This window comes from Mycobacterium cookii, from assembly GCF_010727945.1.
Taxonomy (GTDB): Bacteria; Actinomycetota; Actinomycetes; order Mycobacteriales; family Mycobacteriaceae; genus Mycobacterium; species Mycobacterium cookii.
This window is the reverse complement of sequence record NZ_AP022569.1, coordinates 4,771,888-4,796,628: the sequence shown is the minus strand read 5'-3', so window position 1 is coordinate 4,796,628 and position 24,741 is coordinate 4,771,888. Positions and strand designations below refer to the sequence as shown.

Here is a 24,741-nt window from a genome sequence, read left to right as displayed (position 1 = left end):
GGTTTACCAGCGCAGCATCGGCGCCGGGCGCAGCGGATGCCGGACGGCGTAGCCGGTCAGGCCCTTTGCCAAGAACGTGTGAAAACCGTTGTACGGCAGGTCCTTTACGGCACACCGAACCGCCGACCGCTTGATGCCGCGGCGGAGCAGTCCGTGGCTGACGTCGACCAGGTCGGCCTGACGGAACGTCTCGACCAACCGGTCATCGACGGGGCGCAGCCGATGGTGCTCGCAAACCAGCGCGCGGAGTTGCTCGACGTCGGCGACACCGAATTGAGCGGCGTACTGCGCGCCGAGGTCCGCCGACGGGCCGAGATAGTCGAACGTGTGCGCGGTCCAGATGCCGAGATCGTGCACCGCCCAGGCTAGCGCGGCGACGTCGGGAATCGGAAAGCCAAGCAGCAGTTGCTGATACGTGATACCGCGATAGACGTGGTTGCGATAGGCCGGCATGTCGTCACCCAACGCGGCGCGATGCCGATCCAGCACGGCATCGACAATCGGATGCGTTGTGACGGCGTCCACGTATCGGAGCCTAGCGGGCTAGGCCGCCAAGTCGTCGCGCCCGGGCTGCACTTTCGCCCGCTTGCCACGGCGCCAACGCCGCACAGTGGCGATCGCGGTCTTGAGGCCGCGGCGGCGTCCGGTCGCCGGATCGGTGCCGGCGAAACCCGGCTCCAGCGCGGCGAACATCGACTCGCTGCGGGTTTCCGGTGCGTTGTCGGCGGTGGCGCGCAAGTACTTGTCCGGCAGCGACAGCTTGGCGATGGTCCGCCACGTCTTCAGGTATTGGAGCACGAAAGAACCTGTGGTGTAGGGCAAGTCGTATTTGTCGCACACCTCGCGTACCCGCACCGAGATCTCGGCGTAGCGGTTGCTCGGCAGATCCGGGAACAGGTGGTGCTCGATCTGGTGACACAGGTTACCGCTCATGAACTGCAGCGCCGGGCCGGCGTTGAAGTTCGCACTGCCCAGCATCTGCCGCAGATACCACTGCCCCTTGGACTCGCCCACCATGTCGGTGGTGGTGAACTTCTCTGCGCCATCAGGGAAATGGCCGCAGAAGATCACTGCGTTGGACCACAGGTTGCGGATCACGTTGGCCACCGCGTTGGCCTTCAGCGTCGAGGTGTACGTCGCACCGGGCGACAGCGAGGTCAGCGCCGGGAACGCCACATAGTCCTTGACCACTTGGCGGCCGGCCTTCATCAGGAATTCGTCGACACGCTCGCGCGCTTCGTCGTTGTCCATCCGCTTTTTGACGATCCGGCCGATCTCGACGTGCTGCAGGCCGACGCCCCACTCGAAGCCGAGCGCGAGCAGCGTGTTGTACACCAGATTGAACAGGTTGAACCGCTTCCAGGGCTGATCGCGGGTGACGCGCAGCAAGCCGTAACCGACGTCGTCGTCCATGCCGAGGATGTTGGTGTACTTGTGGTGCACGAAGTTGTGCGTGTAGCGCCAGTGCTTGGACGATCCACTCATGTCCCACTCCCACGATGTGGAGTGAATCTCGGGATCGTTCATCCAGTCCCACTGGCCGTGCATGACGTTGTGGCCGATCTCCATGTTCTCGACGATCTTGGCCACGCCGAGTGTGAGGGTTCCGGCCCACCAGGCCGAGCGGCGCGAGCTGGCCGTCAACATCAGCCGGCCCGCGACTTCGAGCGCGCGCTGCGCGGCGATGGTGCGACGGATGTAGCGGGCGTCGCGTGCGCCGCGAGAGTCTTCGACGTCCTGGCGGATCGCGTCGAGCTCGGTGGCCAGGTTCTCGATATCGGCGTCCGTCAGATGCGCGAAGACATCAAGGTCGGTGATCGCCATCGTTTACAAGCCTTCCTGCGGATTGCATTGCATGACCTACGCTATCGTAACCTACGAAACCGTAGGTTACCAGTCGGTAACCGTTAAACGTCGAGCTTACAGTCGCCTGCCGCGGCCGAAATGCAGGTCTGGATACGTGTCCCCGGCTCGTGTTCCGCGCCGGTTCGCAGATCCCGCACATGGCCCTCGGTCAGGGTTACCACGCACGATTGACAGATACCCATCCGGCACCCGAACGGCATCTGCACACCCTGCTGCTCGCCGGCCTCCATCAGCGACGTCGCCGCGTCGGCCGTCGCGGTTTTCCCGCTCTTCTCGAAGGTCACCATGCCGCCGGCGCCGACCGGCGCGGCGCGCGACACCGCGAAGTGTTCGAGGTGCAGGTGGTCTCGGATACCGGCAGCGGTCCACGCGTGGTCGGCGGTCTTGAGCATCGCCTCCGGTCCGCACGCCCAGGTCTGCCGGGTCCGCCAGTCCGGCACCTCGGCGTCGAGTCGGTCGAAGTCCAGCCGGCCCTCGGTGCGGGTGGTACGCAGCCGCAGCCGATACCCGTCGTGATCGGCGGCCAACTTCTCGAGTTCGGCGCCGAACATCACGTCGTCCGCGGTGGGCGCGGAATGCAGGTGAATCACGTCGGTGATCTGGTTGCGGCGCACCAGGGTGCGCAGCATCGACATCACCGGGGTGATGCCCGATCCGGCAGTGACGAACAACACCGCGGGCGGCGGTGGGTCGGGCAGCACGAAATTCCCCTGCGGCGCAGCCAGTCGGACGATGGTGCCCGGCTGCACCCCGCCGACCAGGTGGCCGGACAGAAAGCCTTCGGGCATCGCCTTGACCGTGATGGTGATCGTGCGGGCACCCCGTTGCGGGCTGGACGTCAGCGAATAGGAGCGCCACCGCCAGCGGCCGTCCATCAGCAGCCCGATGCCCAGGTACTGGCCCGCTTCGTAGTCGAAGCCGAAACCCCACCCCGGTTTGATGACCAGCGTCGCGGAGTCCTGCGTTTCACGCCTGACCTCGAGGATCCGGCCCCGCAACTCACGTGCCGACCACAGCGGGTTGGCCAGGTGCAGGTAGTCGTCCGGTAATAGCGGGGTGGTGATGCGCTGGGCGAGGGTGCGCAGAACGTGCCAGCCTGGGTGTGTGTCCACTCCGGCCAGCGTAACGGGCGCGGTGTCGACGACATTCGCGGTGGCCCGCGCGATTTTTCTGCTCATGAAGCACTCCTGCCCTAGGCCGACAAACCTACGGTACCGTAACTTACGGTCCCGTAGCTAGGCCTGACTAGAGCAGCTCGAGCAGGAAGGGCAGCTCCTGGGTGGCGTACCAGGCCAGGTCGTGGTCCTGGGCATCGCCGACGGTCAGCTCGGCGTCCTCGTCGCCCAGATCGGCCGCATCGATGACCGCGATGGCCGCCTTGACGTGCGGCTCGGCCGCTGCGTTGTCGACAAATGCGGCGACCACCTCGTCGGTGCTCACCGCCTCACGGAGTCGCACGACGGCGTCATCGAGATCCGGGCGCAACGTCGCTTCGCCGACGTCGGCGACGAGCACCGCGCGCCGCGGCGGCAAGCTGTCGTCCGGCTCCTCGTCCATCGCGTTGGCCAGCAACCGCAGCGACGCCAGCGCCGCCTCACGCAGCGCGACTTCGCCGAGCTCGTCGTCGTCGCCCTCCGCGTAGGCCTCCCGCAGCCGCGGCGTCACCGCGAAGGCAGTGCCGTTCACCGGCCACAGCGAGCCGTCGGCGACGAGTCGCTGCAACATCGCGAGCGTGGCCGGGATGTAGATCCGCATCAGCGAACGGTCACTCGGGATCGCCCATCAATGTCGCGACATGGTCTTCGACGTAGGTCGACAGCTCGCGCGGCGGTCGCTGGTAGTCATTGGCTTCGACCGGCCGCGTGGGAAGCTCGACGTGGGGATGCGGTACTTCGTGATATTCGATGGTGGACAACAGATGTGACATCATGTTGAGCCGCGAGTGTTTCTTGACATCGGATTCGACAACGTACCACGGTGTCGACGGCGTGTCGGTGTAGACCATCATCTCGTCTTTCGCCCGTGAATAGTCGTCCCAGCGGGTCAACGACTCCAAATCCATCGGGCTGAGCTTCCATTGCCGGACCGGGTCGGTGAGCCGTGATCGGAATCTGCGCAACTGCTCCTTCTCGGAGACCGAAAACCAATACTTACGCAACAGAATTCCGTCGTCGATCAGCATTTGCTCGAATGTCGGTGTCTGGCGCAGGAACAGCGCGTGCTCCTGCGCGGTGCAGAATCCCATCACCTTCTCCACGCCGGCGCGGTTGTACCAGGACCGGTCGAAGAGCACGACCTCGCCCTTGGCGGGCAGATGCTCGACGTAACGCTGGTAATACCACTGACCGCGTTCCCGCTCGGTCGGCGCCGGGAGTGCCGCTATGCGCACGATCCGGGGGCTGAGATATTCGGTGATGCGCTTGATGGTGCCACCCTTGCCGGCCCCGTCCCGGCCTTCGAACACCACCGCAATTCGGGCTCCGGTAGCTCGCACCCATTCTTGGAGTTTCACGAATTCGGTTTGCAGCCTGAATAATTCGGCTTCGTAGACCTCATTGGAAAGCTTTGTCCGCGGCGATTTCACTTTGGACCGCTTCTTGCCTTTGGCCGACCCGTTGGTATCCGACGCTTTGCTCATAACCGATGTTAAGGCCCGACTCGGGTTCTCGGCTTGGCGAACGCGCGGGCTAGCGTGCCGATTCCAACAATTCGTCGAGCGACTCGGCCAGCAATGCCGGCAGCATGTCGACGTCGCTCATCGCGTCCCGGTCGGCGTTGATGCCGAAATACAACGTGCCGTTGTAGGACGTGACGCTGATGGCCAGCACCTGATTGTTCAGCAACGGCGGCACCGCGTAGCTCTCCAGCAGCTTGGCTCCGGCGATGTACATATCCGACTGGGCACCGGGCGCGTTGGTGATCAACAGGTTGAACAATCGCGGCGACAGGCTCGTCGCCACCCGAATTCCCATGGCGTGCAAGGTCGGCGGCGCAAAGCCGGACAGCGTGACGATGGTGCGGGCGTCCACCAGATTGCCTGCCGTCGGATTGGATTCGGTGGCATGGGCGATCTGCGACAACCGGACCACCGCGTTGCCCTCCCCCACCGGCAGGTCGACCAGGAACGGCGCCACCTGGCTGATCGCCTGGCCGCGAGTGGACGAGTCGAAGGTGTCGTCCACGTAGACCGGCAACGGTGCCATCGCCCGCACCGACGCGGTCGGCCCGGCCGCCTCGCCGCGGGACAGCAGCCAGTTGCGCAGCGCACCGGCGATCACCGCCAGCACCACATCGTTGACGTCGCAGTTGTAGCGCGACCGGATGATCCGGTAATCGTCGAGTCGTCCGCGGGCGACGGTGAACCGCCGATTGCGCGACACCGTGGTGTTCAGCGGGCTACTGGGCGCCGAGCCGCGCGCCAGCGTGCGTGCGACGTCGACCAAGCGCCGACCGGCGTCGACCAGTTGACCGGAGTTCGTCAGCAGATCGGTGACCCCGCTACGGACCGCCCGCAACTGGGCCTGCGGGCGGGTCGCCCAGTCTCCGATCGCCCCGAGCAGCAGTCGCGTCGTGCCGGGCTCGCGGGCCGGCACCCAGATGTCCTCCCCGAACGGCGGCGGACGGCGATTCCGCTCGGCCATCACATGGCTGATCTCGGCGGCGCCCATCCCGTTGATCACCGCCTGGTGCGACTTGGTGTACAACGCGAGCCGGTTCTTCGCCAGCCCTTCGACGAGGTACATCTCCCAGAGCGGCCGCGACTTGTCCAGCGGGCGTGCGGCCAACCGGCCGATCAGCTCGTGCAACTGCTCGTCGCTGCCCGGCGATGGCAGCGCCGAACGCCGGACGTGGTAGGTGATGTCGAAATCGTGGTCGTCGATCCAGACCGGCCGGGCCAGCCGCATCGTGACCTCGCGGACCTTCTGCCGGTACCGCGGCACCATCGGCAGCCGCTGTTCGACGGTGGCCAGCAGCGTCTCGTAGCTCAGCCCGGCGCGCGGCGCGCGCAGGATCGACAGCGATCCCACGTACAGCGGGGTGGCGCTGTTCTCCAGCTGATAAAACGAGGCGTCCGACGTGGACAACCGGATCACGTCGCGGGCCCCCTCTACGTTCCGTGCGGATCGATCCACCGACCAATCTGCCGCACACGCTAACCGTCCACACCGGCCAATCGCAGCGCGGGTACGCCGCCGGAACGATTGTGCGATGATCCTCACACGCGGCGATCGCAAGCGCGGCGCGAGCCGGGCGCAGCGGGTCGCCGCACAGAAAACGTCTGCCACTCTCCAGCAGGCCCAACGTGTCAGCCCTTGGTCAATCGCGGGAGAGTGCAGTGTCAAGCAGCTCGAGCCCATCGGACAGCGTTGCGTTCGCGGTCACGCCCGTTGTCGACTGCGAACCGCCCGCGTGCGATGTCCGGCAGTGCAGGCCGCTGCCGCCGACCACGTTACGGCACCGCAATACTCATGTCCCACAACGACATTCAGCACCACCGGTCCCGGCCCTGTCTGCGCCGATGCGCCGTGCCGCTGCTTTCGCCGACGCCGCGCTGCGGCGGGTACTGGAGGTGATCGACCGTCGCCGACCTATCACCCAGCTCAACGGGCTGCTGGCCGCAGGCCTGGTCGACTCGGTGCTGTCGGCCAATCGGGCGGCGGGCAGCCACGACGGCGTCGCGGTGTTGCGCCGGGTGCGCGTGCAGGCGGCGGGGGGCGATGACCGCGCGGCCGAGGTGTTCGGCAGCTACAGCCGCGGGCACCGGGTGCATGCCATCGCCTGCCGCCTCGAGCTTGCCGCCACGGGGCGCTGGCAGGTGGTTGCGCTGCACATCGGCTGACGCCCGGTCAGCGGCGTTTGGTGGACTTCGGCTTGGAGTGCCGGCCCTGTCGCCGCGCCGCCTCACGCCGCTCGCGACGGGTACCGCCGGACACGGCGGCCGAGGTCTTGCCGCCGTTGCCCTGCACCTGGGCGGTGCCGTCTTCGGCAGGCCCGGTATACGTCAGCGGCGGTGCCTCATTGTCAATTCCCTTGGCGCGCAACGCCGGTGCGTGCTCCCGCGCGCCGCTCTGCGCAGCGCCGGCCGCGGCCGCGGTGGCGAACTCGGCCAGGCCTTCGGGCGCTTCAATCTCCGAGACCGGGGAAACCTGCTGCGACGGCACCGCTTCGACCGCGACGTTGAACAGGAAGCCGACGGACTCTTCCTTGAGGCCTTCGAGCATGCCGGCGAACATGTCGTAACCCTCGCGCTGGTATTCGACCAGCGGGTCGCGCTGCGCCATCGCGCGCAGACCGATGCCTTCTTTGAGGTAGTCCATCTCGTAGAGGTGCTCACGCCATTTGCGGTCGATGACGTTGAGCAGCACATTGCGTTCCAGCTGACGCATGGCACCCTCGCCGGCCAGCTCCTCGAGCTGGGCTTCACGCTTGGCGTAGGCGTTGTCGGCGTCGTCGACCAGCGCCTCGAGCAGCTCCTCGCGGGTCAGCTCGCCGGGCTCGCCGACCGCATCGGAGTCGATCAGGTCTTTGTGGTCGATTCCGACCGGGTACAGCGTTTTCAGTGCCTCCCAAAGCTTTTCGAGATCCCAGTCCTCGGCGTAGCCCTCGGCGGTGGCGCCGTCGACGTAGGCCGTGATCACGTCGACGAGCATCTCGTGCGCCTGCTCCTGCAGGTTCTCGCCCTCCAGGATCCGGCGCCGCTCGGCGTAGATGACCTTGCGCTGCTGGTTCATCACCTCGTCGTACTTGAGGACGTTCTTCCTGACCTCGAAGTTCTGCTGCTCGACCTGGGTCTGCGCGCTCTTGATCGCGCGGGTCACCATCTTGGCCTCGATCGGCACGTCGTCGGGCAGGTTCAGCCGGGTCAGCAGCGTCTCCAGCGCGGCGCCGTTGAACCGCCGCATCAACTCGTCGCCCAGCGACAGGTAGAAGCGCGACTCACCGGGATCACCCTGACGGCCGGAGCGGCCGCGTAACTGGTTGTCGATACGGCGCGACTCATGCCGTTCGGTGCCCAGCACGTAGAGCCCGCCGGCCTCGATCACCTCTTTGGCTTCGGCCGCCGCCTCGTCTTTGACGATCGGCAGCTCCTGGTGCCACGCCGCTTCGTACTCGTCGGCGGTTTCGACGGGATCCAGTCCCCGGGCCCGCAGCTTCAGGTCGGTGAGGAAGTCGACGTTGCCGCCCAACACGATGTCGGTTCCGCGACCGGCCATGTTGGTGGCGACGGTGACGGCGCCGCGGCGGCCGGCCTCGGCGACGATGCCGGCCTCCTGCTCGTGGTACTTCGCGTTGAGCACGTTGTGCGGGATGCGGCGCTTCTGGAACTGCCGTGACAGATACTCCGAGCGCTCCACGCTCGTCGTACCGATCAGCACCGGCTGGCCCTTCTCGTAGCGCTCGCTGACATCGTCGACGACCGCGATGTACTTGGCTTCCTCGGTCTTGTAGATCAAGTCGGACTGGTCAGTGCGGATCATCGCCCGGTTCGTCGGAATCGGCACCACGCCGAGCTTGTAGATCTCGTGCAGCTCGGCGGCCTCGGTCTGCGCCGTCCCGGTCATGCCGGAGAGCTTGTCGTAGAGCCGGAAGTAGTTCTGCAGTGTGATGGTGGCCAGCGTCTGGTTCTCGGCCTTGATCTCGACGCGTTCCTTGGCCTCGATGGCCTGGTGCATGCCCTCGTTGTAGCGCCGGCCGACCAGCGTGCGGCCGGTGAACTCGTCGACGATGATCACATCGCCATCGCGAACGATGTAGTCCTTGTCGCGGTTGAACAGCTCCTTGGCTTTCAGCGCGTTGTTGAGGTAGCTGACCAGCGGCGAGTTGGCGGCCTCGTACAGGTTGTCGATGCCGAGCTGGTCTTCGACGAACTCCACACCCAGCTCGTGTACACCCACGGTCCGCTTACGCAGATCGACCTCGTAGTGCACGTCTTTTTCCATCAGCGGCGCCAGCCGGGCGAACTCGGTGTACCAGTTCGAGGCGCCGTCGGCGGGTCCGGAGATGATCAGCGGGGTACGGGCCTCGTCGATCAGAATCGAGTCGACCTCGTCGACGATGGCGAAGTTGTGGCCGCGCTGGACGCAGTCCTCGAGCGAATGGGCCATGTTGTCGCGCAAGTAGTCGAAGCCGAACTCGTTGTTGGTGCCGTAGGTGATGTCGGCGGCGTAGGCGACGCGACGCTCGTCGGGCGTCATGTGCGCCAGGATTACGCCGACGTCGAGGCCCAGGAAGCGGTGCACCCGGCCCATCCACTCGCTGTCACGTTTAGCCAGGTAGTCGTTGACCGTGACGATGTGCACGCCTTGGCCGCCGATGCCGTTGAGGTAGGCGGGCAACACCGAGGTCAGGGTCTTGCCCTCACCGGTCTTCATCTCCGCGACGTTGCCGAAGTGCAGCGCCGCACCGCCCATCACCTGCACGTCAAAGTGACGCTGGTCGAGCACCCGCCAGGCCGCTTCGCGGGCCACCGCGAACGCTTCGGGCAGCAGGTCGTCGAGGCTCTCACCGTCTGCGTGCCGCTGCTTGAACTCGGCCGTCTTGGCTTGCAGTTCGGCGTCGGTCAGCTTCTCGATGTCGTCGGCCAAGCTGTTGACATAGTCGGACACTCGCTTGAGGCGCTTGACCATGCGACCTTCGCCAAGTCGCAACAACTTATCCAGCACCACTTAAGTCCCCTAGGTCCTCTGCAGATCAGACGTCTTCGGCGACATCCATCCTAGGTGACGGCTCGCGCTGCACCCTGCGCGCCGACGTGTCGGGCGCCCAGCCGGATCAAGCCAGCCGGATCAAGCCGTAGTCGTAGGCGTGCCGCCGGTAGACGACCGACGGCTGCTCGGTCTGCTCGTCGAAGAACAGAAAGAAGTCGTGGCCGACCAGCTCCATCTCGTAGAGCGCGTCGTCCACCGTCATCGGCTTGGCCGGATGCTCCTTGGTGCGGACCACCCTGCCGGGCTCGTGGAGTCCGTTGACGGCGGGTTCGGCGTCGGCGGAGTCCGCGTCCAGCGCCGGCTCAGGCGGGACAACGGCGGTCGCGGCGGCCAACGACACCGGGGTCTTGTCGCCGTAGTGGACCTTGCGGCGATCCTTGACGCGGCGCAGCCGGCTCTCCAGTTTCGCGACGGCCGCCTCGAATGCGGCATAGAAGCTGTTGGCGCAGGCCTCGCCACGGACTACCGGTCCGCGACCCCGAGCGGTGATCTCGACGTGCTGGCAGGACTTGCGCTGGCGTCGGTTGCGTTCGTGATCGAGCTCGACGTCGAACAGGTAGACAGTTCGGTCGAGTCGTTCCAAGCGGGCGAGTTTCTGGGAAACGTAGACGCGGAAGTGGTCGGGGATCTCGACGTTGCGGCCCTTGACGACGACCTCAGCCTCTGCGCCTGCGGTCGTGTGGTCCTGCTCGTCGGCGTCAGCCGGTGGTTCGGCCAACAGCTGTCCAGAATCCACGGTTTGCCTTGACATATATGACAACTCGTTTCTCTCGCGTTGCGCGCATTCAGCGCGCCCGGATATCGGGTACGCGCCGACGGGGTTGTCGATTTCTCGGTGGCCGCCCGCCGATGCAAGGTGTCGAGAACTCACCCCCTACCGGTCGACGGTGGCGCGGTGCCTCAGCGTCGTCGAGGTGCAACCGCTGCGATGGTGCTTGGACCCGACGGTAGACCTTCGACAGGTCGCACGGCCAGGGTTTCGCCCGACGTGTTGCGAGTTCTTCACAAAGGCTCACGCCGCGGCCAGCGCCAGCACAGCCGTCACCCGCGCTCCGGCGTCGTGCAGGATGCGGACCGATTCGCGGGCGGTCGCGCCAGTCGTGACGATGTCGTCGACCAGCAGAATCTCTGCGCCGGTCGGCAGTCGTCGGCGGGTCCGCAACACCCGCCCGGCGATGTTGCGCTCACGCGCGGCGCTGTCGAGCCCCGCCGAATCGCGGGCCAGCGCCTTCATCCGCAACGCCGCGATCACCCGGATATCGGGGTGGTGGGCCGTCGCGAGCGAGGCGATCCGGGTGACCGGGTCGCCGCCGCGGCGCCGGGCCGCCCAACCACGGGTCGGCGCGGGCACGACGGCGACCGGGACCTCGAGCAGACCCCACCGCAGCAGCCGGTGCACCCCGAGGGCCAGCGAACGGGCCAACGGCGCCGACAGGTCGCTGCGGCCGCGGTCCTTCATCGCGACGATCGCACGTCGTCGCGCACCGGCGTAGCGGCCCAGCGCGAACACCGGCACTCCCGGATCGACGCGTGGGGTGACGACGCGCGGCGCGTCGACGCTCAGCGTCAGCTCGCGGGCACACGCCGCGCACCATCGCGTCGACGGCGCTCCGCAGCCGCCGCATTCCAGCGGAAGGACCAGATCCAGCACGGCGCAATTGTGGCGCCGAAGACCGACATCAGCCGGGCATCACCGGCATCGCCCCGCCCGCCATGAACGGCGGCACATCCAGCCAGCCCTGCGTGCCTTCGGCGCCCGAGATCGGCAACTGCATCACGCCGCGCGGGTCGGCGACGTACACCGTCGACGGGTTGGCCGCGATTACGCCGACCGGTTGCTGCAGGTTGGCGCTCGGTGCATCGGAGTTGACCCCGTCGATGTTGACGTAGGACACCGGATGCTCGGCGTCGTTGCGGCTCACCACGATGTCGTCGTCCGCGCGCCACGACAACGAGACCACCGAGGAGCCCAGCCCGAAGCCGAGCCGGCGCGGATAGGCCAGCGCGAACTGGCCGGCCTGGGTCTGCTCGACGCTGGCGACGATCACCTGCCCGTTGATGACCATTGCCGCGCGGGTGCTGTCCCGGGACAGCTGCAACTCGGCGATCACCCCGGGGTAGCGGCTGGACACCGCGGCCGAATCGACCGGCAGCCGCGCCGGCTGACCCGAGGCGGTCTCCTGGATGGCGCGCAGCACGACGTTGCCGTCGGCCACCACCCACACCGCGTCGTCCAACGACCAGGTCGGCCGCGACAAGGTGTGTCCGTCGGCGGCTTCGGCCGCCTCGCCGCCGAGATCGCCGATCCACAGCGACGACGCCATGTCCGGGGCGCCGGGTCGCTGCGTCACCACCGAGGCCATCTGATGTCCGTTGCGCGACAATGCCGCCGACGTCTGATCGGTCGCCCGCCCGAACGCGCCCGCGACGGGGTCAGAGCGCTGGCCGTCCAGCGCCACCACCCGCCCACCGATCAGCGCGTGCACACCGGCCGCGGCCCCCCAGGCCACGCCGGGGTCGGTGGCCGCGACGTCGGTGGTGTTCCAGCCATCGGCGAACCGTTCGTCGAGCGCGGCGCCGTCGGCCTTGATGACGTACGGGCCCTTGATGTCAGCGCGGGCCAGCGTCCAGATGACCTGCGCGGCAAGCAATTGCCTGCTGTGCGGGTCGGCGATGGTCAGCAACTCGAGGTCGACCCGGACCCCGCCGTAGCCGCGACCAACCCCGCTCTTGCCACCGTCGGCGCGGGTCACCGGCCCGCGCAGTCGCACCGGCGGCGCGAGCATGTTGTGCACGCTCTTGGCCATCTCCGGACGCGGACCGGCGATCAGCTTGGACACCAGTTCGGTGGCGAGCTGATCGCGGTCGGACACCGCGACGTAGCGCGGATCCGGTACGACGGTCTTGCCGGAGGGGTCGGCGAAATACAGCGTGTTGCGCTTGTAGGTGGCCTGGAACTGCTGCCAGTCCAGGAACACCCCGTTGGGCAGGCGATCGATGCGCCACCCGCCCGGCCCCTTGACCAACTCGATCGGGCCGGGGTCGGGCAGCTGTCCCTCGGCAGTCTCGAAAACGCCCATGTCCGAGAGCGATCCGAGTTTGTCGGCTCGCATGGCGACCGAAACACGTTCGGCGCTATGGGTTTCGACGAACACCACATGGTCGATCAGCAACGCGCTACCCGCGTCGTCCCAGGAGTTGGACGCCGACTGGGTGAGGAACTGCCGGGCAGCCAGATGCCGGTTGGCGGGATCGGCGGTGGCTTTGAGGAATTCGCGCAGCAGGACGTCGGGCTCCATTCCGGGCGTCGGCTTCGGCAGGTTCGCCGGCGCTGGACGCTCGATGGTGCCGATGGCTTGCGGCGCCGACGAGCTCGGCACGCCCGCGCAGCCCGCGAGGATCACGGCCATCGCGAACAGCGGCGCGGCCAGTCGCTTCACGCGCCCCGCTCCGCGTGCTCGCGCTGCCGAACCTTGCCGTCTTTGCGTTCCGGCGCAATCGGTTTCATCGGCAGCGGGCTGGTGGTCACCTTGTGCCCGCGCACCATCGGCAAGGTGAGCCGGAAGCACGCGCCGTTGCCCGGCTCGCCCCAGGCTTCCAGCCGGCCCTGGTGCAGCCGTGCGTCTTCGACGCTGATCGCCAAGCCCAGTCCGGTCCCGCCTGATTGCCGCACCCGCGACGGGTCCGAGCGCCAGAACCGGCTGAAGACCAGCTTCTCCTCGCCCGGCCGCAGCCCGACGCCGTAGTCGCGGACCGTGACCGCGACGGTGTCTTCGTCGGCGGCCATCCGAATCCGCACCGGCTTGTGCTCGGCGTGGTCGATGGCATTCGCGATGAGGTTGCGCAGAATCCGTTCGACCCGGCGGGGGTCGACCTCGGCGATCACGTCCTCGTCCGGCATGTCGACGATCATCTGGACCCCGGCGTCTTCGGCCAGGTGTCCGACGTTGCCCAGCGCGCTGTTGACCGTGGTCCGCAGGTCGACGGCCTCGACCGACAACTCGGCCACACCCGCGTCGTGCCGGGAGATTTCCAGCAGGTCGCTCAGCAACGACTCGAACCGGTCCAGCTCGTTGACCATCAGCTCGGTGGAGCGTCGCAGCGCCGGGTCGAGGTCTTCGCTGTGGTCGTAGATCAGGTCGGCGGCCATCCGCACCGTGGTCAGCGGCGTGCGCAGCTCGTGGCTGACGTCAGACGTGAAGCGGCGCTGCAGGTTGCCGAACTCCTCCAGCTGGCCGATCTGCCGCGACAGGCTTTCGGCCATGTCGTTGAACGACACCGCCAACCGGGCCATGTCGTCCTCGCCGTTGATCGGCATCCGCTCGGACAGGTGCCCGTCGGCGAACCGCTCGGCGGTCCGCGCGGCCGCCCGCACCGGCACCACGACCTGCCGGGTGACCATCCACGCGATCAGGGCCAGCAGCACCATCAGCACCAGCCCGCCAGTGGCCATGGTGCCGCGGACCAGCGCGATCGTGCTCTGCTCGTTGCCCAGCGGGAAGATCAGGTACAGCTCGAGATTGGTCACCCGCGACGACGTCGGGGTGCCGACGATCAGCGCCGGGCCGGAAAACCCGTCGGTGTGCACGGTCGCGTATTGATAGGCCACCTGCCCGGCTTTGACGAAGTCGCGCAGCGTGTCCGGCAGTTGGTCGACGGGCCCGGCCGACGCCGCTGGCCGCGGGCCATAACCGGGTACCACCAGCGCCGCGTCGAACGCACCGGCCAAGCCGGCGCCGGAGGTCGGGTCGGTTTTCGACGTGAGGGTGTTGCGGGCCAGCTGCAGGCTGCTGTCCAGCGAGCGCGCTTCTTCCCCGCTGACGATTCCGCTGACCGTGCTACGCGCCCGCTCAATCTGCTCGGTTGCGGAGCGGACCTTGACGTCGAGGACCCGGTTGGTGACCTGGCTGGTCAGCACGAAGCCGAGCACCAAGATCACGGCCAGCGACATTCCGAGCGTGAGCGCGAGCACCCGGAGTTGCAACGAACGGCGCCACGCCACCCCGAGGGCCCGGCTCAACGTGCCCAAGCCCCGCATCACGGGGCCGGTGCGGCCGGAGCGGCCACGAAAACGTGGTTTCGAGCCCCATATCAACTGCGCCGCTCCTCAGCGTCATGAGGCCAACGGATCACGGAGGTCCGGCCTTGTATCCCACTCCTCGAACGGTCAGTACAACGGTCGGGTTCTCGGGGTCTTTTTCGACCTTGGCCCGTAGACGCTGGACGTGCACGTTCACCAAACGGGTGTCCGCGGGGTGACGGTATCCCCACACCTGTTCGAGCAGCACATCACGAGTAAACACCTGGCGCGGTTTGCGCGCCAACGCCACGAGCAGGTCGAACTCCAGCGGCGTCAGCGAGATCTGCTCGCCGTTGCGGGTGACCTTGTGCGCCGGCACGTCGATGTCCACGTCAGCGATCGAGAGCATCTCGGCAGGCTCGTCGTCGTTGCGCCGCAGCCGCGCCCGCACCCGGGCGACCAACTCCTTGGGCTTGAACGGCTTCATGATGTAGTCGTCGGCACCCGACTCCAGGCCCAGCACCACGTCGACGGTGTCGGTCTTGGCCGTGAGCATGACGATCGGGACCCCGGAGTCTGCCCGCAGCACCCGGCACACATCGATGCCGTTCATGCCCGGCAGCATCAAGTCCAGCAACACCAGGTCGGGCCGCAGCTCGCGCACTGCGGTGAGCGCCTGGGTGCCATCACCAATGACCGCGGTGTCGAAACCTTCCCCCCGCAGCACAATGGTTAGCATCTCGGCCAGCGACGCGTCGTCGTCGACCACGAGAATCCTTTGCCTCATGGTGTCCATGGTGTCACCAGATCGGGACAAATCAGTGCTGCCACACGCGTGTTTCTTGCACCGATTACCCCAGCTCCGGCCGCCGGGCGGTCGCTAGGCCGTCAACTCGGCCGCCAGCCGGGCCGGTTCGACCCGTTCGTCGACCACCAACCAGCGCCCGCCGCGCTCGACGGACGGTCTGGTTATTCGAAGTCCGACCGGGCGGCCCGGGCGCCCGCCTGCCGCGTGAGGTAGTCCACCTGCGCGTGGATGGCAACGAGCACCAGGAACGGCAAGATCATGAAAGGCACGTTCTCGCCGATGAATTTGAACCAGAAGCCGAATGCGCCTTGGCCGATATCGGCAAATCCCGAACGCAGTTCGGTCGCGTAGTACACACCGGTGCTACTGATCAACATCGCAGTGCCCGCAAAAGCGAGCCACAGGCATCGAATGCGTGACTCGGTCGGCAGATCTGTGCGGATGAGCCGCGTCCACACCACCAACAGCAGCACGCCGGTGCAGACTCCGACGAACTCGAGACCGAATATCCAGTTGTTCGCGTTCGTGTAGCGGGCATCGGTCAATCCGTATTGCCACCACAGCCACTTCCACCCTGGGTCGCTCGTCGGGCGCCACAATCCGAATGGGTGACCGAGCATGAACGCCAGTTCGTAGCCGATCTGACTGCCTGCCGTGTAGGGAAGGTAGACGAGTACCAGCTCGGCCGCTTTTTCCAGCGCGGACCGCGGGCGACCGTTGCCCTCCCACAGAATGACCAGCGGAAGCACGATCACCGGTAGGCCGAACAACAGATTTGCGACCACATCGGCGGTAAAAGTGGGCGCGATCAGGCCCGTGCCGACGCCGATGGTCATGCCCACGAACACGGCCCCGGTGATCGCCATGATCGCCAGGTAGACCTTCAAGCGGTGCGGCGCCCACGGTTGGGCCAGGTTGGGCTCTGTCGAATGCTCCGTCACGGTCATGACTGCTCCGTCACCATCGTTCGCTGTCGACTCCGACGCATCACGTCCCGGGGCGTCGAGCATATATCGGATATTCCGCGGCTAATGTGCGTCCGCGATCTGTGCGGCCAGCCGGGCCGGTTCGACCGTCTCGTCGACCACCAGCCAGCGCCCGCCCCACCCTGCGGCGGCGAGCCCGGCGTACACCGCTCCGGTGCGCTGCTGGAGTCCGGCGTCACGCTCGTAGGCGTCGCGCTGCCGGCTGGCGTCCTCACGCGCCCGCTGCCGAGCGCGCCGGTCGGCCAGCTCAGCCGAAACCCCAAGCAGGACTTGCCAATCCGGCACCGGGAGGCCGAGCCGCCGGTATTCGATGTCGTGCACCCAGCCGACCACATCGCCGTCGGCGTCTTGGCGCAGGCGCGCGGCACTGTAGGCGGCATTGGAGGCCACATAGCGGTCCAGAATCACCACGTCGTGGGCGCGGCAGTGCTCGCGGATCTCGTCGGCTCCGCCGGCACGATCCAGCGCGAAAAGCATCGCCATCGCATACACCGACGACGCCAGGTCACCATGTTGGCCGTGCAGCGCCTCGGCGGCGACATCGGCGGCCACCGACTGCCCGTATCGCGGGAAGGCCAGCGTCGCGACCGACTTGCCTGCGGCCTCGAGTTCCGCCAGCAGGCCTTGGGTGAGCGTTCGCTTGCCCGCGCCGTCGACGCCTTCGATGGCAATCAGCACAGGGGCGAGCCTATCTGCGCCGTGCTGATGCCCGGCTGACCGGGCACTCGACACTGAACGCCCGTCCTGCGGGGCGTTCAGCCGTCGCGCGGACGCCGCTTAGGACTGCTGGCGACGATCGGCGCGGCGACGCAGTCTGCGCACGCTTCGACTCAGACCCCGCAGCGCGTAGCCGGCCGCCACGACCGACGCCAGAATCGTGGTGATGAACACGGGAAGCCAGCTGTCCCGGTGGTGATCGACAGACCACCAGACGATCGAGAAGAGCAGCGTGCACAGCAGGAGGACAATGTCACGCCAGTTTCCTTCGTAGGAACGGGCCGCGGCCCGTAGCTGGCGTGCCTTGTCGTTCGCCTCGACCAATTCATCGACGCGGTCGTTGATGCTGCGCCCCAGGGCGTCGCGCCGGGCCACCTCGGTGTCAGGCAGTTGCTCTAGGAGCTGCAGATCTTGTTTGATCCCATCCCGTAAGTCGGGACCCCTGAGTTGGCCCATCGCAGCGCCGAACAGCGCACCACCGAGGACAGGAGCTGCGCCCATGGCGATCGCTGCGATACCGGGCATGGTGACCTCCACTTTCCTCAGGAACGGCCACCGCCGCTAGCCCGCGAAAGTGCGGCCGGTCGCACGCTGGGCGCCGAGTGTGCGACTGGCCGCACACTCGGCACTTCACGCCGCGTCAGTAGCGGTAGTGGTCCGGCTTGTACGGGCCGTCGACGTCGACGCCGATGTACTCCGCCTGCTCCTTGGTGAGCTTGGTCAGCTCGCCACCGAGGGCTTCCACGTGGATACGGGCCACCTTCTCGTCGAGGTGCTTGGGCAACCGGTAAACCTCGTTGTCGTACTCGTCGTTCTTGGTCCACAGCTCGATCTGGGCGATGACCTGGTTGGAGAAGCTGTTGCTCATCACGAACGACGGGTGGCCGGTCGCGTTGCCCAGGTTCAGCAGACGACCCTCGGACAGCACGATGATCGACTTGCCGGTGTCCCCGAAGGTCCACAGGTCGACCTGCGGGCGGATGTTGACCTTCGTGGCGCCCGACTTCTCCAGCCGGGAGATCTGAATCTCGTTGTCGAAGTGGCCGATGTTGCCGAGGATGGCCTTGTCCTTCATCGCCTTCATGTGCTCGAGTGTGATGATGTCCTTGTTGCCGGTGGTGGTGATGACGATGTCAGCCTCGCCGATCACGTCCTCCACCCGCTTGACGTCGTAGCCCTCCATCAGTGCCTGCAGCGCGTTGATCGGGTCGATCTCGGTGACGGTCACCCGCGCACCCTGGCCGGCCAGCGAGTCCACCGAGCCCTTGCCGACGTCGCCGTAGCCGCAGACCAGCACCTTCTTGCCACCGATCAGCACGTCGGTGCCGCGGTTGATCCCGTCGATCAGCGAGTGCCGGCACCCGTACTTGTTGTCGAACTTCGACTTGGTGACCGAGTCGTTGACGTTGATCGCCGGGAACGCCAGGTCTCCCGCCGCGGCGAACTGGTACAGGCGCAGCACACCGGTGGTGGTCTCCTCGGAGACGCCCTTGATCGACGCGGCGATCTTGGTCCACTTGTCCTTGTCGGTCTCGAAGCGCTTGCGCAGCAGGTTCAGGAACACCCGGTGCTCGGCGGAGTCGTCCTCTTCGTCGGGCGGCACCACGCCGGCCTTCTCGTACTGCGCGCCCCGCAGCACCAGCATGGTGGCGTCACCGCCGTCGTCGAGGATCATGTTCGCCGGCTCGTCGGGCCAGGTCAGGATCTGCTCAGCGGCCCACCAGTACTCTTCGAGCGTCTCGCCCTTCCACGCGTACACCGGAACACCCTTGGGCTCCTCGGGGGTGCCGTGCGGACCGACGACCACCGCAGCGGCGGCGTGGTCCTGGGTGGAGAAGATGTTGCAAGACGCCCACCGGACCTGCGCGCCGAGCGAGACCAAGGTCTCGATCAGCACCGCGGTCTGGACCGTCATGTGCAGCGAGCCCGAGATGCGGGCGCCTTTGAGCGGCTGGACGTCGTGGTATTCGCGACGCAGCGACATCAGACCCGGCATCTCCTGCTCGGAGAGCTCGATGTCGCGGCGGCCGTAATCCGCCAGCGACAAGTCAGCCACCTTGAAGTCAAGCCCATTCACGACGTCGGGGGTCAGCTTCTGTTCGGTCGTCGTCATCTACTACCCATTCCTCCGGTCAACTAATTAGCTTTGTTACATATTAGTCGCGGCGCGTTCGCGGCCGCGACAGAGTCAGCTCCGACAGAGCCTATTGCTTAGCTCCCCCGCGGACCCTAACGGCCCGGACTGTCGACAAGCAGCCTATTCTGCGGCTTTTCCGGGCTCGCCGGTGGGATCGCAACCGCCCTACTGGTCGACGTCGGTGCGCAGTTCGCCGTAACGCTCAGCGGCCGGCGTCATCAATCGCGCCAGGTCAGCGGCGACGTCATGGTCGGCTTCCGGCGGCATCGACACGTAACTCATCGCCAGCCGGACGATCGCCCGCGCCAGCATCCCGGAATCTTCCTCGCTGGCACGCATCCAGCTGTTCATGAACGACGAGGTCAGACGGGCCGAGCAATGCGTGATGATCGGGCCGCTGTCGGTGGTGATGATCTGCAACAGGTCGGGTTTGGCCACACCGGTCTGCAGCGATATCACCAGCGGATCGGCCGCCGATTCGGTGAAGAACGCCCGAAATCCCTGCAGAAACGCGGCGTACACGTCGCCCACGTTGGCGTAGATGGCGTCCTCGACGGCGCCCGCCAGCCGGTCGGCCAGGCGCAGCGCATAGCCCTGCGCCAGGCCCTGCCGCGAGCCGAACTCGTTGTAGATGGTCTGCCGGCTGATGCCCGCCGCCCGGGCCACGTCGGCCAGCGTGACCGACGACCAGTCGCGGCTGCCGAGCAGCTCGCGCATGGCGTCGAGCACCGAGTCGCGCAGCAGGGCCCGCGACGCCTCGGCGTACGGGACCCGTCTCACACGGGCGACAGTAGCTGTTGCGCCACTCCTCCTCATCGCTTCGCTCTGCATCGTCGTCGGCGCGGTGGTCATGCTCACGAGCGTGCGACTTCGACCATCTCGAAATCGGATTTCGCAGCACCACAGTCCGGGCAGCTCCAGTCGTCGGGAATGTCGTCCCACCGGGTGCCGGGCGCGATGCCGTCTTCCGGCCAGCCCTTGGCCTCGTCGTACTCGAAGCCGCACTGCACGCACACGAACAGCTTGTAGTCGCTCATTTCTTTACCTCCATCAATCGTCCGACTCCTCCCCGTGCCGTTTCGGCACGCATCGTCATCGGACCTCTGCTGGTTGAAAGTCAGCCTTGGCACGTACTGCGCAATCCGGACAGGACCAGTCGTCCGGGATCTCGTCCCAGCGGGTTCCCGCCGGAAAGCCTTCCCGCGCGGCGCCTTTGGACTCGTCGTAGACGTAGTCACAGCCCGGGCACCGGTAGGTCGCCATCACGCCGCGGCGCCGTAGCGGGCCTGCACCTTCTCGCGCAGGCGCGGTTGCACGTTGATCCGGCTGATGTCGCCGTTGTAGTGCTCGATGACTCGGTGGTCCATCAACTTGCGCCACAGCGGCGGGAAGTACGTCACGCCGATCAGCGCGGCGTAGCCGCTGGGCAGGTTCGGGGCCCCGTCCATGCTGCGCAGCGTCTGGTAGCGACGCGTCGGGTTGGCGTGGTGATCGCTGTGCCGTTGCAGGTGGTAGAGGAACAGGTTGGTGACGATGTGGTCGGAGTTCCAGCTGTGCTCGGGGGTGCAGCGCTCGTAGCGGCCGCTGTCGTTCTTCTGGCGCAGCAGCCCGTAGTGCTCGAGGTAGTTGACCGACTCGAGCAGGCTGAAGCCGAAGATCGCCTGGATGATCAGGAACGGGATCAGCGCGGGACCGAACACGGCGAGCAGTGCGGCCCACAGCACGACGGTCATCAACCAGGCGTTGAGCACGTCGTTGGACAGATACGTCTTCGGGTTCCACGGGTTGGCGCCCTGCCGGCGAATGCGCTGGGCCTCCAGCCGCAAGGCCGAACGCAGGCTGCCGAACACGCTGCGCGGCAAGAACTCCCAGAACGTCTCACCGAAGCGGGCCGATGCCGGGTCTTCCGGTGTCGCCACCCGGACGTGGTGACCGCGGTTGTGCTCGATGTAGAAGTGCCCGTAACCGGTCTGCGCCAAGGTGATCTTGGAGAGCCAGCGCTCCAGCGACTCCTTCTTGTGTCCCATCTCGTGTGCGGTGTTGATGCCGACTCCACCCAGGGTTCCGACCGACAGCGCCAGGCCGATCTTGGCCGGCCAGCTGAGCGACCCCTCGTAGCCCAGCCAGCTCAGGTTCGACGCGGTGAACAGGTACGCGCCCAGCACCACGCTGAGGTACTGGAACGGGATGAAGGCATACGTGCAGTAGCGGTAGTACTTGTCGTTCTCCAGCCACTGCATCGCTTCGTCGGGCGCATTCTGGCCGTCGGCGCCGAACCGCAGATCCAGGGCCGGCAAGACGATGTACAGCAAGATCGGGCCGATCCAGAACCACCCCTGGGACGCGGCCTGCCAGCCGAATTGGTTCATCGCCCACACGATCGGCAGCACGGCCAGCAACAGCGTCGGCACGATCAGCCCCATCAGCCACAGCCGGCGCTTGCGGTCCTGCCACATCGTCGTGTCCTGAGTTGTTCCGGCGGTCATATCGCCAACCTCCTTGTGAGCCGTAGCACCGTCAGATTGGACAATATCTCGCCGTGCGTCCGTTGTCTAGACAAAAGACATATATTTGTAAAACCGGTTAGGCCGGAAGTTTGTCTTCCAAGCGTCTGGCCAGCACCGAGTGCCGGCGACCGTAGGCCAGGTAGATCGCGATTCCGGCGGCCATCCACACGGTGAACCGGATCCAGGTGATCACCGTGAGGTTGACCATCAGCCACACGCACGCGCAGACCGAGGCGATCGGCAACAGCGGCACCAGTGGCACGCGGAATCCGCGCGGCAGGTCAGCGCGAGTGCGGCGCAACACCATGACGCCGGCGGATACCAGCAGGAACGCGAACAGGGTCCCGACGTTCACCATCTCCTCCAGCTTGTCCGTCGGGAACGCCGAGGCGGTCAGCGCGACCAGGACGGCGACCAGCACGGTGATCCGCACCGGCGTGCCGCGTGAGCCGGTCTTGGCCAGTCGTCGCGGCAAAAGACCGTCGCGCGCCATCGCGAACAGCACTCGGCAGCCGCCGAGCAGCAGCACCATCACGACCGTCGTCAGACCGGCCAGCGCACCGATCGAGATGATGCCGGAAGCCCAGTGCACGCCGTTGGCCGCGAACGCGGTGGCCAGGTTGGCATGCCCGCCAGCGGTGCTTTTCAGGACGGTGTAGGGAACCATCCCGGACAGCACCACCGACACCGCCACGTAGAGGACGGTGACGATGCCCAGCGTCGCCAGGATTCCCCGCGGGACATCGCGCTGCGGGTTCTTGGTCTCCTCGGCCATGGTGGCCACGATGTCGAATCCGATGAACGCGAAGAACACGATCGACGCGCCCGCGAGCACCCCGTACCACCCGTAGTGACTGCTGTGCGCACCGGTGAGCAGGGACAGCAGCGACTGGTTGATGCCGGATCCGGATTGATCGGACTCCGGCCGCGGGATGAACGGTGAGTAGTTCGCGGCCTTGATGTAGAAGGCGCCGACGACGATCACCAGCAACACCACCAGCACCTTGACCGTGGTCACCACGATGGAGAACTGCGACGACAGTTTGGTGCCCCACGCCAGCAGGGCTGCCACCAACGCGACGATCAGCAGCGCACCCCAATCTAGCATCAGGGAGCCGAATGTGATTGTGCTGCTGGCGAATCCGAATACCGTGCCGAGGTAGCTCGACCAGCCTTTGGCGACGACGGCGGCGCCGATCGCCAGCTCGAGAACGAGATTCCAGCCGATGGTCCAGGCCAGAAACTCACCGAAGGTGGCGTAAGAAAACGTGTAGGCGCTTCCCGCCACCGGCAGCATCGACGCGAATTCGGCGTAGCACAGCGCGGCCAGGCCGCAGGTGATCGCCGCGATGAGGAACGAGATCCAGATCGCGGGGCCGGTGATGTCGCCCGCGGTCGACGCGGTGACGGTGAAGATGCCGGCCCCGATCACCACCGACACACCGAACACGCACAGATGCCACCAGCTCAGGTCTCTGCGGAGGCGGGTGCCAGGCTCGTCGGTGTCTGCGATCGATTGCTCAATGGATTTGGTGCGCCAGCGACCGGCCATGCAGTCGGACGTTACCGAGTACGGTGGCCAAATGGGCGGGGAGAGCGGTCGCAAGCATGCCGTGGTGATCGGCGCCAGCATCGCCGGGCTGTGCGCAGCGCGGGTGCTGTCCGACTTCTACGACGGCGTCACCGTCTACGAGCGCGACGAGCTGCCGAGCACACCGGACAACCGCCCGGCGGTGCCGCAAGGCCGCCACGTCCACCTGCTGATGGCCCGCGGGGCGATGGAATTCGACGGGCTGTTTCCCGGCCTGCTCGACGATATGGTGGCCGCCGGTGTGCCGATCCTGGAGAATCGGCCGGACTGCATCTACTTCGGGGCGGCGGGCCATGTGCTGGGCACCGGACACACGTTGCGCGACGAGTTCACCGCATACGTGCCGAGCCGCCCTCAACTGGAATGGCAGATTCGCCAACGGGTTTTGCAGATCGCCAATGTCGAGATCCAGCATCGGTCGGTGGCCCAGCCGCGCTTCGACGCCGACGCGCAGCGGGTGACCGGGGTGTACCTCGACAGCGACGGCAGCGAGCCCGATTTCGTCGCCGCCGATGTGGTGGTCGACGCCGCCGGTCGCGGCACCAGGTTGCCAGTCTGGTTGGAGCAGTGGGGATATCAACGTCCACCAGAAAAGATTGTCGATGTGGGCATCGGCTACGCCTCACACCAGTTACGGCTGCCGGAGGGTGCACTTCGGGAGCGGGTGATCGTCGCCGGCGCGTCCCGTCAGCACCCACTCGGGCTCGGGCTGCTGGGCTACGAGGACCGCACCTGGACGCTGACGACTTTCGGCGTCGGCAAAGTCGAACCGCCGCATACCTTTCCGGAGATGCTCGCGCTCGCCGAAGAGCTGCTGCCCGAACGCATTTCGACGGCATTGCGACGGGCTGAGCCGGTCGGTGAGCCGGCGTTTCACCGCTACCCCACCAGCAGATGGCGCCGGTACCACAAACTGGAGCGGTTCCCGGCCGGGATCCTGCCGTTGGGCGACGCGGTGGCCAGCTTCGACCCCACCTACGGCCAGGGCATGACGATGACCTCGCTGCAGGCCGGCCACCTGCGCCGGGCCCTGGCCGGTGGAGCCGACGACCTGGCCCACGACGTCAATCGCGCCACCGCGAAAACCACCTTCCCGGTGTGGATGATGACCGCGATCGGCGACTTCGCGTTTCACCATGCGGCCGGCCAGGCGCCTCGCTGGTATCGCCCCGTCGGCAGCCTGTTCGACCAGTTCCTCGGCGCTGCCGAGACGGATCCCGTTCTGGCCGAATGGTTTCTGCGCCGATTTTCGTTGCTGGACAGCCTGTACATGGTGCCCTCTACGGGGCTCGTCGGCCGCACAGTCCGGCACAACATGCGGCTGTGGCTGGCCGGGCGACGAGCGGCCAGGGCCGAGCGCAGCGGCGCCTTAGCGGCGAGTTGATCAACACGCGCGCCGC

23 protein-coding genes are annotated in these 24,741 nt (G+C 66.6%); 2 read left to right on the top strand and 21 right to left on the bottom strand.

Annotated elements, in window-relative coordinates:
• Positions 1 to 3: 3 nt before the first annotated feature.
• The 6 genes from G6N27_RS22535 to G6N27_RS22510 form a co-directional block, all read right to left on the bottom strand.
• Positions 4 to 525, bottom strand: coding sequence for a hypothetical protein (locus G6N27_RS22535; RefSeq protein ID WP_163780280.1), 522 nt, complete (start codon positions 523 to 525; stop codon positions 4 to 6).
• Between the two features lie 18 nt (positions 526 to 543).
• Positions 544 to 1,824 (bottom strand): fatty acid desaturase family protein, encoded by a 1,281-nt coding sequence (locus G6N27_RS22530; protein ID WP_163780278.1) that lies wholly within the window; start codon positions 1,822 to 1,824, stop codon positions 544 to 546.
• Positions 1,825 to 1,907: 83 nt separating this feature from the next.
• Positions 1,908 to 3,044 (bottom strand): ferredoxin reductase, encoded by a 1,137-nt coding sequence (locus G6N27_RS22525; protein ID WP_163780276.1) that lies wholly within the window; start codon positions 3,042 to 3,044, stop codon positions 1,908 to 1,910.
• A gap of 67 nt (positions 3,045 to 3,111) precedes the next feature.
• The gene (locus G6N27_RS22520) at positions 3,112 to 3,624 is read right to left on the bottom strand and encodes a DUF6912 family protein (protein WP_163782192.1); all 513 of its coding nucleotides are present in this window, start codon (positions 3,622 to 3,624) and stop codon (positions 3,112 to 3,114) included.
• 7 nt (positions 3,625 to 3,631) lie between these two features.
• Positions 3,632 to 4,504, bottom strand: coding sequence for a polyphosphate kinase 2 (gene ppk2 / locus G6N27_RS22515; protein WP_163780274.1), 873 nt, complete (start codon positions 4,502 to 4,504; stop codon positions 3,632 to 3,634).
• 49 nt (positions 4,505 to 4,553) lie between these two features.
• Positions 4,554 to 5,960: a WS/DGAT/MGAT family O-acyltransferase gene (locus G6N27_RS22510; protein ID WP_163782190.1), complete on the bottom strand. Its 1,407-nt coding sequence runs from the start codon at positions 5,958 to 5,960 to the stop codon at positions 4,554 to 4,556.
• A 425-nt stretch (positions 5,961 to 6,385) separates the two neighbouring features.
• Here G6N27_RS22510 and G6N27_RS25430 point away from each other — a divergent pair, with 425 nt between their 5' ends.
• The gene (locus G6N27_RS25430) at positions 6,386 to 6,706 is read left to right on the top strand and encodes an Rv3235 family protein (protein WP_232064750.1); all 321 of its coding nucleotides are present in this window, start codon (positions 6,386 to 6,388) and stop codon (positions 6,704 to 6,706) included.
• 7 nt (positions 6,707 to 6,713) lie between these two features.
• On the opposite strand, the gene secA is transcribed toward G6N27_RS25430, so the two are convergent.
• The 15 genes from secA to G6N27_RS22430 form a co-directional block, all read right to left on the bottom strand.
• Positions 6,714 to 9,530, bottom strand: coding sequence for a preprotein translocase subunit SecA (gene secA, locus G6N27_RS22500; protein WP_163782188.1), 2,817 nt, complete (start codon positions 9,528 to 9,530; stop codon positions 6,714 to 6,716).
• A gap of 109 nt (positions 9,531 to 9,639) precedes the next feature.
• The gene (gene hpf, locus G6N27_RS22495) at positions 9,640 to 10,311 is read right to left on the bottom strand and encodes a ribosome hibernation-promoting factor, HPF/YfiA family (protein ID WP_372512938.1); all 672 of its coding nucleotides are present in this window, start codon (positions 10,309 to 10,311) and stop codon (positions 9,640 to 9,642) included.
• A 276-nt stretch (positions 10,312 to 10,587) separates the two neighbouring features.
• Positions 10,588 to 11,226, bottom strand: coding sequence for a ComF family protein (locus G6N27_RS22490; RefSeq protein WP_163780268.1), 639 nt, complete (start codon positions 11,224 to 11,226; stop codon positions 10,588 to 10,590).
• Positions 11,227 to 11,254: 28 nt separating this feature from the next.
• The gene (gene lpqB, locus G6N27_RS22485) at positions 11,255 to 12,985 is read right to left on the bottom strand and encodes an MtrAB system accessory lipoprotein LpqB (protein ID WP_232065157.1); all 1,731 of its coding nucleotides are present in this window, start codon (positions 12,983 to 12,985) and stop codon (positions 11,255 to 11,257) included.
• A 26-nt stretch (positions 12,986 to 13,011) separates the two neighbouring features.
• Entirely contained in the window at positions 13,012 to 14,670 is a 1,659-nt protein-coding gene (gene mtrB, locus G6N27_RS22480) for an MtrAB system histidine kinase MtrB (protein ID WP_163780263.1), read from the bottom strand.
• A gap of 34 nt (positions 14,671 to 14,704) precedes the next feature.
• Positions 14,705 to 15,391: a two-component system response regulator MtrA gene (gene mtrA, locus G6N27_RS22475; protein WP_015354856.1), complete on the bottom strand. Its 687-nt coding sequence runs from the start codon at positions 15,389 to 15,391 to the stop codon at positions 14,705 to 14,707.
• Between the two features lie 173 nt (positions 15,392 to 15,564).
• Positions 15,565 to 16,350, bottom strand: a complete 786-nt coding sequence (locus G6N27_RS22470) for an emopamil-binding protein (RefSeq protein WP_163780261.1) — start codon at positions 16,348 to 16,350, stop codon at positions 15,565 to 15,567.
• A gap of 81 nt (positions 16,351 to 16,431) precedes the next feature.
• The gene (locus tag G6N27_RS22465) at positions 16,432 to 17,067 is read right to left on the bottom strand and encodes a dTMP kinase (RefSeq protein ID WP_163780259.1); all 636 of its coding nucleotides are present in this window, start codon (positions 17,065 to 17,067) and stop codon (positions 16,432 to 16,434) included.
• A gap of 99 nt (positions 17,068 to 17,166) precedes the next feature.
• Positions 17,167 to 17,631 carry a hypothetical protein gene (locus G6N27_RS22460; protein WP_163780257.1) on the bottom strand — a complete coding sequence of 155 codons (465 nt, stop codon included), beginning with the start codon at positions 17,629 to 17,631 and terminating at the stop codon, positions 17,167 to 17,169.
• Between the two features lie 115 nt (positions 17,632 to 17,746).
• Complete coding sequence (gene ahcY, locus G6N27_RS22455) at positions 17,747 to 19,219, bottom strand: adenosylhomocysteinase (RefSeq protein ID WP_163780255.1); 1,473 nt, start codon at positions 19,217 to 19,219, stop codon at positions 17,747 to 17,749.
• A 189-nt stretch (positions 19,220 to 19,408) separates the two neighbouring features.
• Positions 19,409 to 20,059: a TetR family transcriptional regulator AlkX gene (gene alkX / locus G6N27_RS22450; protein ID WP_163782186.1), complete on the bottom strand. Its 651-nt coding sequence runs from the start codon at positions 20,057 to 20,059 to the stop codon at positions 19,409 to 19,411.
• Between the two features lie 38 nt (positions 20,060 to 20,097).
• A complete protein-coding gene (locus tag G6N27_RS22445) occupies positions 20,098 to 20,280 on the bottom strand; it encodes a rubredoxin (RefSeq protein WP_163780253.1) in 183 nt (60 codons plus the stop codon).
• Positions 20,281 to 20,335: 55 nt separating this feature from the next.
• Positions 20,336 to 20,506 carry a rubredoxin gene (locus tag G6N27_RS22440; protein ID WP_163780251.1) on the bottom strand — a complete coding sequence of 57 codons (171 nt, stop codon included), beginning with the start codon at positions 20,504 to 20,506 and terminating at the stop codon, positions 20,336 to 20,338.
• On the bottom strand, positions 20,506 to 21,729 hold the full coding sequence (locus G6N27_RS22435; RefSeq protein ID WP_163780249.1) for an alkane 1-monooxygenase: 1,224 nt from the start codon (positions 21,727 to 21,729) through the stop codon (positions 20,506 to 20,508). Before G6N27_RS22435 ends, G6N27_RS22440 begins: the two co-directional genes overlap by 1 nt.
• A gap of 97 nt (positions 21,730 to 21,826) precedes the next feature.
• Positions 21,827 to 23,302 (bottom strand): amino acid permease, encoded by a 1,476-nt coding sequence (locus tag G6N27_RS22430; protein WP_163780247.1) that lies wholly within the window; start codon positions 23,300 to 23,302, stop codon positions 21,827 to 21,829.
• A 61-nt stretch (positions 23,303 to 23,363) separates the two neighbouring features.
• On the opposite strand from G6N27_RS22430, the gene G6N27_RS22425 reads away from it, so the two are divergent.
• Positions 23,364 to 24,725, top strand: coding sequence for an FAD-dependent oxidoreductase (locus G6N27_RS22425; protein WP_232065155.1), 1,362 nt, complete (start codon positions 23,364 to 23,366; stop codon positions 24,723 to 24,725).
• The last annotated feature ends 16 nt before the right edge of the window (positions 24,726 to 24,741 follow it).

Bases quoted from the DNA above. Each gene is read 5' to 3' on its own strand.
- lpqB (WP_232065157.1), bottom strand. From the start codon at position 12,985: ATGGCCGTGATCCTCGCGGGCTGCGCGGGCGTGCCGAGCTCGTCGGCG.
- mtrA (WP_015354856.1), bottom strand. From the start codon at position 15,391: ATGGACACCATGAGGCAAAGGATTCTCGTGGTCGACGACGACGCGTCG.
- G6N27_RS22460 (WP_163780257.1), bottom strand. From the start codon at position 17,631: ATGCCCGGTATCGCAGCGATCGCCATGGGCGCAGCTCCTGTCCTCGGT.
- alkX (WP_163782186.1), bottom strand. From the start codon at position 20,059: ATGAGGAGGAGTGGCGCAACAGCTACTGTCGCCCGTGTGAGACGGGTC.
- G6N27_RS25430 (WP_232064750.1), top strand. From the start codon at position 6,386: ATGCGCCGTGCCGCTGCTTTCGCCGACGCCGCGCTGCGGCGGGTACTG.
- G6N27_RS22440 (WP_163780251.1), bottom strand. From the start codon at position 20,506: ATGGCGACCTACCGGTGCCCGGGCTGTGACTACGTCTACGACGAGTCC.
- ahcY (WP_163780255.1), bottom strand. From the start codon at position 19,219: ATGACGACGACCGAACAGAAGCTGACCCCCGACGTCGTGAATGGGCTT.
- G6N27_RS22435 (WP_163780249.1), bottom strand. From the start codon at position 21,729: ATGACCGCCGGAACAACTCAGGACACGACGATGTGGCAGGACCGCAAG.
- ppk2 (WP_163780274.1), bottom strand. From the start codon at position 4,504: ATGAGCAAAGCGTCGGATACCAACGGGTCGGCCAAAGGCAAGAAGCGG.
- G6N27_RS22445 (WP_163780253.1), bottom strand. From the start codon at position 20,280: ATGAGCGACTACAAGCTGTTCGTGTGCGTGCAGTGCGGCTTCGAGTAC.
- G6N27_RS22525 (WP_163780276.1), bottom strand. From the start codon at position 3,044: ATGAGCAGAAAAATCGCGCGGGCCACCGCGAATGTCGTCGACACCGCG.
- G6N27_RS22470 (WP_163780261.1), bottom strand. From the start codon at position 16,350: ATGACCGTGACGGAGCATTCGACAGAGCCCAACCTGGCCCAACCGTGG.
- G6N27_RS22430 (WP_163780247.1), bottom strand. From the start codon at position 23,302: ATGGCCGGTCGCTGGCGCACCAAATCCATTGAGCAATCGATCGCAGAC.
- G6N27_RS22530 (WP_163780278.1), bottom strand. From the start codon at position 1,824: ATGGCGATCACCGACCTTGATGTCTTCGCGCATCTGACGGACGCCGAT.